This window comes from Leclercia sp. LSNIH8 (assembly GCF_002920195.1).
Classification (GTDB): domain Bacteria; phylum Pseudomonadota; class Gammaproteobacteria; order Enterobacterales; family Enterobacteriaceae; genus Enterobacter.
In genome coordinates, this window is the sequence record NZ_PQJY01000003.1 from 520,947 (window position 1) to 532,731 (window position 11,785).

11 protein-coding genes are annotated in these 11,785 nt (G+C 58.7%); 8 read left to right on the forward strand and 3 right to left on the reverse strand.

The annotated features are described in order from the left end of the window. The gene (gene folM, locus C3406_RS10945; protein WP_103824533.1) at positions 1-723 is read left to right on the forward strand and encodes a dihydromonapterin reductase; all 723 of its coding nucleotides are present in this window, start codon (positions 1-3) and stop codon (positions 721-723) included. Here folM and C3406_RS10950 read toward each other — a convergent pair. Further along, positions 720-1,055 (reverse strand): GlpM family protein, encoded by a 336-nt coding sequence (locus C3406_RS10950; protein WP_103179408.1) that lies wholly within the window; start codon positions 1,053-1,055, stop codon positions 720-722. The two genes, folM and C3406_RS10950, sit on opposite strands and share 4 nt — an antisense overlap. Before the next feature lie 128 nt (positions 1,056-1,183). On the opposite strand from C3406_RS10950, the gene rstA reads away from it, so the two are divergent. The 6 genes from rstA (at position 1,184) to tus (ending at position 7,216) form a co-directional block, all read left to right on the forward strand. Then, complete coding sequence (gene rstA / locus C3406_RS10955; protein WP_103824534.1) at positions 1,184-1,900, forward strand: two-component system response regulator RstA; 717 nt, start codon at positions 1,184-1,186, stop codon at positions 1,898-1,900. 102 nt (positions 1,901-2,002) lie between these two features. Beyond that, a complete protein-coding gene (locus C3406_RS10960; RefSeq protein WP_103824535.1) occupies positions 2,003-3,019 on the forward strand; it encodes an ABC transporter substrate-binding protein in 1,017 nt (338 codons plus the stop codon). A gap of 5 nt (positions 3,020-3,024) precedes the next feature. After that, the gene (locus C3406_RS10965; RefSeq protein WP_233210563.1) at positions 3,025-4,068 is read left to right on the forward strand and encodes an iron chelate uptake ABC transporter family permease subunit; all 1,044 of its coding nucleotides are present in this window, start codon (positions 3,025-3,027) and stop codon (positions 4,066-4,068) included. Next, complete coding sequence (locus C3406_RS10970; protein ID WP_103824536.1) at positions 4,065-4,835, forward strand: ABC transporter ATP-binding protein; 771 nt, start codon at positions 4,065-4,067, stop codon at positions 4,833-4,835. Before C3406_RS10965 ends, C3406_RS10970 begins: the two co-directional genes overlap by 4 nt. Positions 4,836-4,914: 79 nt before the next feature. Beyond that, positions 4,915-6,213 (forward strand): two-component system sensor histidine kinase RstB, encoded by a 1,299-nt coding sequence (rstB, locus tag C3406_RS10975; protein ID WP_103824537.1) that lies wholly within the window; start codon positions 4,915-4,917, stop codon positions 6,211-6,213. Between the two features lie 73 nt (positions 6,214-6,286). After that, positions 6,287-7,216 (forward strand): DNA replication terminus site-binding protein, encoded by a 930-nt coding sequence (tus, locus tag C3406_RS10980; protein ID WP_103824538.1) that lies wholly within the window; start codon positions 6,287-6,289, stop codon positions 7,214-7,216. Here tus and fumC read toward each other — a convergent pair whose 3' ends face one another. Both fumC and fumA read right to left on the reverse strand, forming a co-directional pair. After that, positions 7,217-8,611: a class II fumarate hydratase gene (fumC, locus tag C3406_RS10985; protein ID WP_103824539.1), complete on the reverse strand. Its 1,395-nt coding sequence runs from the start codon at positions 8,609-8,611 to the stop codon at positions 7,217-7,219. A 135-nt stretch (positions 8,612-8,746) separates the two neighbouring features. Next, positions 8,747-10,393, reverse strand: a complete 1,647-nt coding sequence (fumA, locus tag C3406_RS10990) for a class I fumarate hydratase FumA (RefSeq protein ID WP_103824540.1) — start codon at positions 10,391-10,393, stop codon at positions 8,747-8,749. Positions 10,394-10,592: 199 nt separating this feature from the next. Here fumA and manA point away from each other — a divergent pair, with 199 nt between their 5' ends. Next, the gene (gene manA / locus C3406_RS10995) at positions 10,593-11,768 is read left to right on the forward strand and encodes a mannose-6-phosphate isomerase (protein ID WP_103824541.1); all 1,176 of its coding nucleotides are present in this window, start codon (positions 10,593-10,595) and stop codon (positions 11,766-11,768) included. The last annotated feature ends 17 nt before the right edge of the window (positions 11,769-11,785 follow it).

The following is an 11,785-nucleotide window of genomic DNA, read 5'->3' on the forward strand; positions in this document are numbered from 1 at the left end:
ATGGGACAGGCAAAACCGCTCCCGATCCTGATTACTGGCGGAGGTCGTCGTATCGGCCTCGCGCTTGCCCACCATTTCTTGAATCTTCACCAGCCTGTCATTGTCAGCTATCGCACAAAATACCCGGCGATTGAGACCCTGTGCGAGGCGGGTGCAACCTGTATTCAGGCGGATTTTTCCTCTGACGAGGGCATTCTGGCCTTTGCCGACCAGATAAAAGCGGAAACCACCGGCTTACGCGCCATCATCCATAATGCCAGCGCATGGATGGCGGAATCCCCGGAGCACTCGCTCAGCGACACGCTCTCCTGCATGTTGCAGATCCACGTCCATGCCCCTTACCTGCTCAACCACGCTCTACAAGGGTTGTTGCGCGGTCACGGCCATGCCGCCAGCGACATCATCCATTTTACCGACTACGTGGTTGAGCGCGGCAGCGATAAGCACATTGCTTACGCCGCCAGCAAAGCCGCGCTGGATAACATGACCCGCTCGTTTGCCCGCAAGCTGGCCCCGGAGGTGAAAGTCAACGCCATCGCGCCGTCGCTGATCATGTTTAATGAACATGACGATGCTGACTATCGCCAGAAGGCGCTGAATAAGTCCCTGATGAAAATCGCCCCGGGAGAAAAAGAGGTGATTGATTTGATCGACTATATTCTGACCAGCTGCTACGTCACGGGCCGATCCTTTGGCGTGGATGGCGGGCGTCCTTTACGTTAGTGAAAGCGGCTCCAGCAGAAAATTAACACCCAGGCGCTGAGGCTCCAGCAGAGTACCGCCCCGCCCAGCGCCAGGGGCAAACGCATCATGCCGGTGAAGTACCAGAGCGAAAGCAGATAGAGAAAATAGGGAATAATTGACCACATGCCAAACACGATGGTCGCCCGCAGCGCCTCGATCCCGCGCTCCGAAGCGACGATATAGTGGGCAATGAGGGCAAAGGTGGGAAACAGCGGAATCAACCCGGCAATGTAATAATTTTTGCTTTTCGCCAGTACCCCAATCAGTAACACCACCAGCGCACCCAACGCCGCTTTTATTACCAGCCCCATGCTTTCCCCCTTAACAAGACAATAACAATGTCGGGCAGCATAACGGAACGGCAACATTTTGCGAATGATTAATGGAAGGTTAAGGTTGCGCGGTGTATGTTGGCGTTTTCCGCAGACACAGCCTTGCTATGAACAAGATCGTATACGTTGAGGATGAACCCGAAGTCGGTCAGTTGATCGCCGCTTATCTGGGTAAACATGATATTGAGGTCATCGTCGAACCACGCGGCGACCGCGCAGAAGAGGTGGTGGCGCGGGAAAAACCCGATCTGGTGCTGCTGGATATTATGCTACCCGGTAAAGATGGCATGACCCTGTGCCGGGATCTGCGCGCCCGCTGGAACGGGCCGATTGTGCTGCTTACTTCCCTCGACAGCGACATGAACCACATTTTGTCCCTGGAGATGGGGGCTAACGACTACATCCTGAAAACCACCCCACCGGCTGTACTCCTGGCGCGCGTGCGCCTGCATCTGCGCCAGCACGTTGCCGCCTCCAGCGAATCCCCCTCCCCGCAGCTCACCCCGCACAAGGCGCTGCGTTTTGGCACACTCTCCATCGATCCGGTTAATCGTCAGGTGCTGCTTTCCGGCGAGCAGGTGGCGCTGTCGACGGCAGATTTCGATCTGCTGTGGGAGCTGGCAACCCATGCCGGACAGATTATGGATCGGGACGCGCTGCTGAAAAACCTGCGCGGCGTCAGCTACGATGGCATGGACCGCAGCGTGGACGTGGCCATCTCCCGCCTGCGCAAGAAGCTGCTGGATAACGCTACCGAGCCGTTTCGCATTAAAACCGTGCGTAACAAAGGCTACCTTTTCGCGCCCCACGCCTGGGACGTATAGCAGGGGCGACAGCCGCCCTTTTTTACTCCTGATGATTAACCTTTTGCGCCCGCCCGCATAATATGTATTATGTTATAACATAACATTTATGAGGATGGGAACGTGTTTAATCAAAACAGGGCGCTGGCTTTTGTCCTTACTTTATTCGTGCAGCCGGTAGTCGCCGCCACGGTTTATCCGCTGACGGTAGAGAACTGCGGGGTCAAGGAGACCTTTACTCAGGCCCCGCAACGGGTGGTGACGGTGGGGCAACACGAGACGGAATTACTGCTGGCGCTGGGGCTCGAAAAGAAGATCAGCGCGACCTCAGTCTGGTTTGGCCCCCTGCCCGATGCGCTGGCAAAACAGGGTAACGGACTGAAAAAGCTGGCGGATAACGCCCCTTCCTTTGAAGCGGTCACCGCGGAGCGTCCTGATCTGGTGCTGGCCCAGTATCACTGGCATATCGGGCCGCAGGGGGAAACGGGCAGCCGGGAACAGTTCGCTACACTGGGCATCCCGACCTGGATCTCTCCTGCCGACTGCATCGGCAAAAGCGTCACCGACAGCTCGAACGGCGACGGGGCGCGGAGCACACCGTTTTCCATCGCCGAAATCGAACGCGAAATCGATGAACTGGCGACCATTTTCGACGTTCAGCCGCAAGGTAATGCGCTTAACGAGGCGCTGAAACAGCGTATTCAGCAGGCACAGGTCCGTGCTGCCGCGCAACAAACTCGTCCCCTGAAAGTGGTGTTCTGGTTCTCCAGCAGCCGTCTGAAAGGCGATCCCTGGGTGGCCGGCGATTACGGTGCGCCGGGGTGGATCAGCCACACGCTTGGGCTGAAAAACATCATTGATTCCCATGACGAATGGCCTGCCGTGACCTGGGAGCATATCGCCCAGGCGCAGCCTGACGTGATCGTCATCGCTGAGATGTCCCGCCGTCTCTACCCTGCGGATGATGTGGCAGTTAAAAAGACCTTTTTAAACGACGATCCGGTGACCCGAAACATCCCCGCCGTGAAAAAGGGGCAGATCGTGGTGGTACCCGCGATGTCACTCAACCCCTCCCTGCGTAATGTCGATGCCGTTGAGGCGATCGGCGAAAAACTGGCAACGTTCCAGGCTGAACAATGAGTATCATGACTCTCCGCGCCCCCTTTACCCTGCCGCGCTGGCGGCAGCATAGCCTGATGGCCGTTGGGATAGTGACGCTGCCGTTGATGCTGGTTTTCGCTGCCACCGTCGGGGATATGCCGGTGTCGTATGCGAACGCAGGTAAAGCCATTCTCAACGGTCTGGGTCTGGGTAGCTATGTGCTGCCCCAGATTGAGCAAGGCATTGTCTGGCAGTACCGCATGAGCCGGGCGCTGATGGCCGCCTGCAGCGGAGGGGGGCTGGCGCTCTGCGGCCTGGTGATGCAGGCCATCCTGCGAAACCCGCTGGCGGAGCCCTATCTGCTGGGGATCTCCTCCGGCGCATCGCTGGGGGCCGTCTGTGTGATGTTGCTGGGGATTGGCGGCAGCACGCTGGGCATCAGCGGCGGCGCCTTTATCGGCGCCTGCTGCGCGTTCGGGCTTATCATGCTTATCACCCACGGCATGACCGACAGCCCACCACGGATATTGCTGGCGGGCATCGCCGGGACGCAGCTCTTTAACGCCCTGACCGCCTACATTGTCAGCACCTTCGCCAATGCCGAGCAGTCACGCAGCGTGATGTTCTGGCTGCTGGGCAGCCTGAGCGGGGTTCGCTGGCCGGATGCTATTCTGGCTCTGGTGGTCGTGCTGGCCGGATTTATGGTGATCTTCGCCTTTTCACGAGCGCTGGATACCTTCACCTTTGGCGATGAAGTCTCCACTACCCTCGGCGTGCCGGTCACCCTGGTGCGCATTATCCTGCTGCTCACCTGCGCGCTGGTGACGGCGGTAATGGTCAGTATTATTGGCGCGGTGGGGTTTATCGGGCTGGTGATCCCGCACGTTACCCGGATGCTGTGCGGCCCCGGGCATCGCCGCTCAATTCCCCTGACCTTCCTGATCGGGAGTCATTTCATGATCCTCGCCGATGTGGTTTCCCGCACGCTCATCACCCATCAGGTCCTGCCCATTGGTGTGGTCACCGCGTTAGTCGGCGCGCCTGCCTTTGTGGTTCTGCTCTATCGCAGCCGGGAGAAAAACGTATGAACCTTTCATTAAGCGGATTGCAGGTCACCTTCCAGTCCCGCAACGTGTTGAACAACATCAATCTGCAACTGGAGGCGGGTGAAATCGTCGGCCTGTTAGGGCCAAATGGCTCGGGAAAATCGACGCTGCTGCGCTGTCTGGCCGGGTTACTCCCGCGTCATGCGCACCATATTCAGCTGAACGGCACCCCGCTCAATAAAATCTCCGTGAGAGATCGGGCCAAACAGCTGGCCTTTGTTCCCCAGCATGCCGGAGTGGATGGCGATCTCTACGTGGAGCAGATTGTCCGGCTGGGGCGCACGCCACACCGCAGGGGGCTTTTTGGCTGGAGTGAAAAGGACGACCAGGCAGTTGAGCACGCTATCCGCCTGATGAAACTTGACGGGCTGCGTCACCGGCTGTGGCGGCAGCTTTCCGGCGGAGAGCGGCAGCGCTGCCAGATTGCCCGCGCCCTGGCCCAGCAGCCACGGCTGCTGATCCTCGATGAGCCGACCAACCATCTGGATATCGAGTATCAGCTGGAGCTGATGACGCTGATTAGGCAGCTACCCATTACGGTGGTGGTGGCCCTGCACGATTTGAATCTCGCCGCCAACTACTGCCACCGGCTGGTCCTGCTGAAATCCGGCAGCGTGATAGCCAGCGGCCCGCCTGATGCGGTGCTGACCCCTGCTCTGATTGAAGACGCCTGGCATGTGCAAGCGGACGTGATGAAACAAGGCAAAACCTTCAACATTCGCTATGCCATGCGGCAGCCCATTGCGTAAAGTAGGCGATGCCCGCTCTTAGCGAGTCAATCTTACGTTCGGGCAGCCTTTTTAACGCGTTGTAGCTGGGTGATATTTCATGAAAAAACTGTTTGTGCAGTTTTACCTTCTGTTGTTCGTCTGCTTCCTGGTGATGACCATGCTGGTTGGGCTGGTCTATAAGTTCACCGCCGAGCGGGCGGGCAGACAGTCGCTGGATGATTTGATGAAAAGCTCGCTCTATCTGATGCGCAGTGAACTGCGTGAGATCCCCCCTCACGACTGGGCACGCACCATCAAAGAGCTGGATCTGAACCTGTCATTCAAACTGCGCATTGAGCCGCTGAAGAAATACACCCTGGATGCCCCGACCATGCAGCGGCTGCGCGAAGGCGATATCGTGGCGCTGGACGATCAGTACACCTTTATTCAGCGTATTCCGCGCAGCCATTACGTCCTGGCGGTCGGCCCGGTACCTTATCTCTACTTCCTGCATCAGATGCGCCTGCTGGATATCGCCCTGCTGGCCTTTATCGCCATTTCGCTGGCCTTCCCGGTGTTTATCTGGATGCGCCCCCACTGGCAGGACATGCTGCGCCTCGAGGCCGCCGCCCAGCGTTTCGGCGACGGGCACCTGACCGAGCGGATCCACTTCGACAGCGGGTCCAGCTTTGAGCGTTTGGGGGTGGCTTTTAACCAGATGGCAGACAATATCAACGCCCTGATCGCCAGCAAAAAACAGCTGATCGACGGTATCGCCCACGAGCTGCGCACCCCGCTGGTACGGTTGCGCTACCGGCTGGAGATGAGTGAAAACCTGACCGCGGCGGAGTCGCAGGCGCTGAACCGCGATATCGGCCAGCTGGAGGCGCTGATTGAAGAGCTGCTGACCTATGCCCGCCTCGACCGTCCGCAGAATGAACTCAAGCTCACCACCCCGGATCTGCCTGCATGGCTGCGCAGCTACGTTGAAGACGTGCAGAGCGTCAACCCGCAGCGCACCCTGCTGATCGACAGCGTCAACGGCGACTACGGCGCGCTGGATATGCGTTTGATGGAACGGGTGCTGGATAACCTGGTTAACAACGCCCTGCGCTACAGCGATAACACCCTGCGTATCGCGTTGCAGTTGAACGGCAGCCGGGCATTGCTGTCGGTGGAGGATGATGGCCCCGGCATCGCGCCAGAGGCCCGCCAGCGGGTGTTTGAGCCTTTTGTCCGTCTCGACCCGAGCCGGGACCGCGCCACCGGCGGCTGCGGCCTCGGGCTGGCGATCGTCTATTCTATTGCCCAGGCGCTTGGGGGGGATGTCAGCTGCGAAGCCAGCGATCTCGGCGGCGCCCGGTTCTGCTTTACCTGGCCCGTCTGGCATCATATCGCCCTGCCCATCCCTGATTGACCTTTACCGCACGCTGGCCTGACCGGGCGTGCTGTGCTATAAATTAAGTATGTTGTAACTAATGTGGTGTGCTATGGCAACTTACGATCTTATCGAACGCTTAAACTCAACCTTTCGTCAGATGGAGCACGAACTGGCGCAACTCACGGACGATCTGCAAACCTGCCGCTTACTGGCGGGCCGCGTCTTCTCCCTGCCGGACGTCGCCAAAGGCGCCGAGCACGATCCCCTTAACGCCATCCCGGTGAAACAGCATATCGGCCAGGAGGCGCTGACGATGGCGCTCCAGCACTATCGGCACCTGTTTATCCAGCAGCAGTCGGAGAACCGCAGCAGCAAGGTCGCCGTGCGCCTGCCGGGGGTGATCTGCCTGCAGAGTGATGCCGCCCACCGGATGCAGCTTACGGAACAGATCGCGAGCATTAACGCCTTAAAAGCAGCATTTGAAAAAATCGTCACCGAGGAGTCAGGCCTGGCTCCCGCCGCCCGCTTTGAGTGGGTGCATCACCAGCTACCAGGTTTGATTACCCTCAACGCCTATCGCACGTTAACGGTGATTAACCACCCCGCCACCCTGCGCTTCGGCTGGGCCAATAAGCACATCATCAAAAATTTCACCCGCGATGAGGTGCTGGCGATGCTGGAAAAAAGCCTGAAGTCCCCACGTGCCGTCGCGCCCTGGTCGCGGGATCAGTGGGTGGAGCGGCTGGAGGCCGAATACACGGCCATTCACTCCCTGCCTGCGCAAGCGCGGCTGAAGATCAAGCGGCCGGTGAAGGTGCAGCCTATTGCCCGGGTCTGGTATGCCGGGCAGCAAAAGCAGGTGCAGTACGCTTGCCCGACGCCGCTGATCGCCCTGTACGATGCCGATCAGGGGGCGGTGATCCCGGACATTGGTGAATTGCTGAATTACGATGCTGACAACGTTCAGCACCGTTATAAGCCGCAGGCGCAGCCGCTGCGATTGATCATCCCGCGACTGCACCTTTACGTGGCGGAGTAGCTATTTCAGGCTACCGACCATCGCTTCCGGGCGGACCCAGCTGTCGAACTCGGCCTCGGTGAGATACCCCAGCGCCAGGGCGGAGGCTTTCAGGGTCAGCCCCTCTTTGTGCGCTTTTTTGGCGATTTCCGCCGCCTTGTCATAGCCGATATGGGTATTGAGCGCCGTCACCAGCATTAACGACTCGTTGAGCAGCTGGCTGATGCGCTCGCGATTCGGTTCAATGCCTACCGCGCAGTGCTCGTTAAAACTCTCCATCCCGTCCGCCAGCAGACGCACCGACTGGAGGAAGTTATGGATCACCATCGGGCGATAGACGTTCAGCTCAAAGTTGCCCGAGGCGCCGCCCATATTCACCGCCACGTCATTGCCCATCACCTGACAGCAGAGCATGGTCATGGCTTCGCACTGGGTCGGGTTCACTTTCCCCGGCATGATGGAACTGCCCGGCTCGTTCTCCGGGATGCTGATTTCACCGATGCCGCAGCGCGGGCCAGAGGCCAGCCAGCGCACGTCGTTGGCGATTTTCATCAGCGAGGCCGCCAGCCCTTTCAGCGCCCCGTGGGCATGGACCAGCGCGTCACAGGTCGCCAGCGCCTCGAACTTGTTCGGCGCGGTGACAAACGGCTGCCCGGTGATGGTCGCCAGCTCTTCCGCCACGCGCACCGCGTATTCAGGATGGGTGTTGAGCCCGGTGCCTACCGCGGTGCCGCCCAGCGCCAGCTCCGCCAGGTGCGGCAGACTATGGTCGATATGGCGCAGGTTGTGCTCAAGCATCGCCACCCAGCCGGAGATCTCCTGGCCGAGGGTCAGGGGCGTGGCATCCTGCAGGTGGGTACGGCCAATCTTGACGATATCGGCGAAGGCGCGGGCTTTCTCGTTCAGCGTCTGCTTCAGCACGTTCAGCTGGGGGATCAGCTGCTCGCGCAGGGCAATCAGCGCCGCCACGTGCATCGCCGTCGGGAAAACGTCGTTGGAGCTTTGACTTTTGTTGACGTCATCGTTGGGGTGGATCTTGCGCTCCATGCCGCGCACGCCGCCAAGCAGCTCGCTGCCGCGGTTCGCCAGCACCTCGTTCATGTTCATGTTGCTCTGGGTGCCGGAGCCGGTCTGCCAGATGGCGAGGGGGAATTCATCAGGATGTTTACCCGCCAGCACTTCATCGGCGGCGCTGATGATGGCGCTGGCTTTTTCCGCCGCCAGCAGGCCTAAATCCTGGTTTACTTTGGCTGCGGCGCGTTTGGTCAGCGCCAGAGCCTGGATCAGCGAAACCGGCATTTTCTCAGTGGAAATACGGAAATGTTCCAGTGAACGCTGGGTTTGCGCGCCCCAGAGTTTGTCCTGCGGGACCTCAATGGCGCCCATCGAATCTTTCTCACTGCGTGAGGTGGTCATTACTTTCTCCTTGATAACACTGAAGTGGATTGCTCACAGCTCAAAGAAATAAGTATTGATGAGAACGACGAAAGGGTATGGCGCTTTGTGCGCTCTTTTTGTGCCGGGTGGCGTGCGGCCACCCGGCTTGTCAGATTACTTCACACAGGCCGAACACTGGGAGGACTGGATCTGTTTGAAGAAGTCGTTACCTTTGTCATCCACGAGGATAAACGCCGGGAAGTCCTCCACTTCAATTTTCCAGATCGCTTCCATCCCCAGTTCGGGATATTCCACGCACTCGAGGCTCTTGATGCTGCCCTGCGCCAGTACCGCAGCCGGGCCGCCAATGCTGCCGAGGTAGAAGCCGCCGTGCTTGTGGCATGCGTCAGTCACCTGCTGGCTGCGGTTGCCCTTCGCCAGCATGATCATGCTGCCACCGTTGGCCTGGAGCTGATCGACATAGGAGTCCATACGTCCGGCGGTGGTTGGCCCCAGGGAACCAGAGGCATAGCCGTTCGGGGTTTTCGCCGGGCCCGCGTAGTAGATCGGGTGATCTTTGATGTACTGCGGCAGCCCTTCGCCGTTATCCAGACGCTCTTTCAGCTTCGCGTGCGCAATATCGCGACCGACAATAATGGTGCCGTTCAGTGACAGACGGGTGGAGACCGGGTACTGAGAGAGCTGAGCCAGGATCTCGCTCATCGGACGGTTCAGGTCAACGCGTACCGCTTCGCCCTCGCCCGCTTTGCGCAGCGCTTCCGGAATGTATTTACCTGGGTTGTTCTCCAGTTTCTCGATCCAGATCCCGTCGCGGTTGATCTTCGCTTTAATGTTGCGGTCCGCCGAGCAGGAGACGCCCATCCCCACCGGGCAGGATGCGCCGTGGCGCGGCAGACGGATCACGCGGATATCGTGGGCAAAATATTTGCCGCCAAACTGGGCACCAAGGCCGAGGTTCTGGGCTTCCACCAGCAGTTCCTGCTCAAGCTGAACATCGCGGAACGCCTGGCCGTGCTCGTTACCTTCAGTCGGCAGATTGTCGTAGTATTTGGTCGAGGCCAGCTTAACGGTTTTCAGGGTGCTTTCCGCCGAGGTGCCACCGATCACAAAGGCAATGTGGTACGGCGGACAGGCCGCGGTGCCGAGGGTGCGCATCTTCTCCACCAGGTAGTTTTTCAGCTTGCCCGGCGTGAGCAGCGCTTTGGTCTCCTGATAGAGATACGTTTTGTTCGCTGAACCGCCGCCTTTGGCGATGCAGAGGAATTTGTATTCGTCGCCATCCACGCTGTAGAGGTCGATTTGCGCCGGCAGGTTGGTGCCGGTATTCACCTCTTTATACATATCCAGCGGGGCGTTTTGTGAATAGCGCAGGTTGTCTTCGATATAGGTGTTATACACGCCGTGCGCCAGGGCCGCTTCGTCGCCGCCACCGGTCCAGACACGCTGGCCTTTTTTACCCATGATGATGGCGGTGCCGGTGTCCTGACAGGTTGGCAGAATGCCTTTTGCCGCGATATCGGAGTTACGCAGGAACTGCAGGGCGACGTACTTGTCGTTTTCGCTGGCCTGCGGGTCGCTGAGGATATCGGCCACCTGCTGCTGATGCGCCGGGCGAAGCATGAACGAGGCATCGTGGAACGCCTGTTGCGCCAGTAAAGTCAGGGCCTGCGGGTCAACTTTCAGGATCTCCTGTCCTTCAAACTCAGAGACAGAAACGTGGTCGCGGGTTAACAGGTAATATTCGGTCTGATCCTTGGCCAGCGGGAAAGGATCCTGGTAATGGAAGGGTTTATTCGACATTGATCTCTCACTTACTGCTTCGGTCTGTTTATTTAGAGCAGATGTTCCGCTGCCCTGCTTAAAAGCGAGTCAGCCTATCCTACACAATTTTTTAACAAAAACTGAGACTAGTACGACTTTTTCCGCGCGCAGGTTACATCCGCCCGGTTTATTGCTTTAATACGGGCAGTTAATTCCACATTTGAAACAGGGCTTGATAATGCAAAAACTCATCAACTCAGTGCAGCACTACGCCTGGGGAAGTAAAACTGCGTTAACGGATCTCTACGGTATCGCCAACCCGGACAACCTCCCGATGGCAGAGTTGTGGATGGGGGCGCACCCGAAGAGCAGCTCAAAAATTACCGATGCCCAGGGCGAACGTTCCCTGCGTGACGTTATCGAGGGTGATAAAGCCACGCTGTTGGGCAGCGCCGTCGCCGAACGCTTTGGCGAGCTGCCGTTCCTGTTTAAGGTGCTGTGCGCCGATCAGCCGCTCTCTATTCAGGTTCACCCGAACAAGCAGGCCTCCGAAGCGGGTTTTGCGAAAGAGAACGCGGCAGGCATTCCGCTGGACGCCGCCGAGCGTAACTATAAAGATCCGAACCACAAACCGGAACTGGTCTTTGCCCTGACGCCGTTCCTGGCGATGAACGCCTTCCGCGAGTTCTCTGAGATCGTTTCGCTGCTGCAGCCGGTTGCCGGGGCGCACAGCGCCATTGCTCACTTCCTCGAACAACCGGATGCCGATCGCCTGAGCCACCTCTTCGCCAGCCTGCTGAATATGCAGGGGGACGAAAAATCCCGTGCGCTGGCGGTACTGAAAGCGGCCCTGAACAGCCAGAAAGGCGAACCCTGGCAGACCATCCGCGTGATTTCGGAATTTTACCCGGACGACAGCGGCCTCTTCTCTCCACTGCTGCTGAACGTGGTGAAACTGGAGCCGGGCGAAGCGATGTTCCTGTTTGCCGAAACGCCGCATGCGTACCTGCAAGGGGTGGCGCTGGAGGTAATGGCTAACTCCGATAACGTACTTCGTGCGGGGCTGACGCCGAAATACATCGACATCCCTGAACTGGTAGCCAACGTCAAATTCGTCGCGAAACCGGCAGCTGAACTGCTCACCCAGCCGGTTAAAAACGGCGCAGAGCTGGACTTCCCCATCCCGGTGGAGGACTTTGCGTTTTCCCTGCACGATCTCAGCAGCGAAGAGACCCGTATTGCCCAGCAGAGCGCGGCTATTCTCTTCTGCGTTGAGGGTGAAGCGGTGCTGAGCAAGGGCGAGGAGCGCCTGGTGCTGAAGCCTGGTGAGTCGGCCTTTATTGCCGCGAATGATTCCCCGGTTAGCGTCAGCGGCGTCGGGCGTCTGGCGCGGGTATTCAACAAGCTCCAGTGACCTGCTGAATTTTTTAA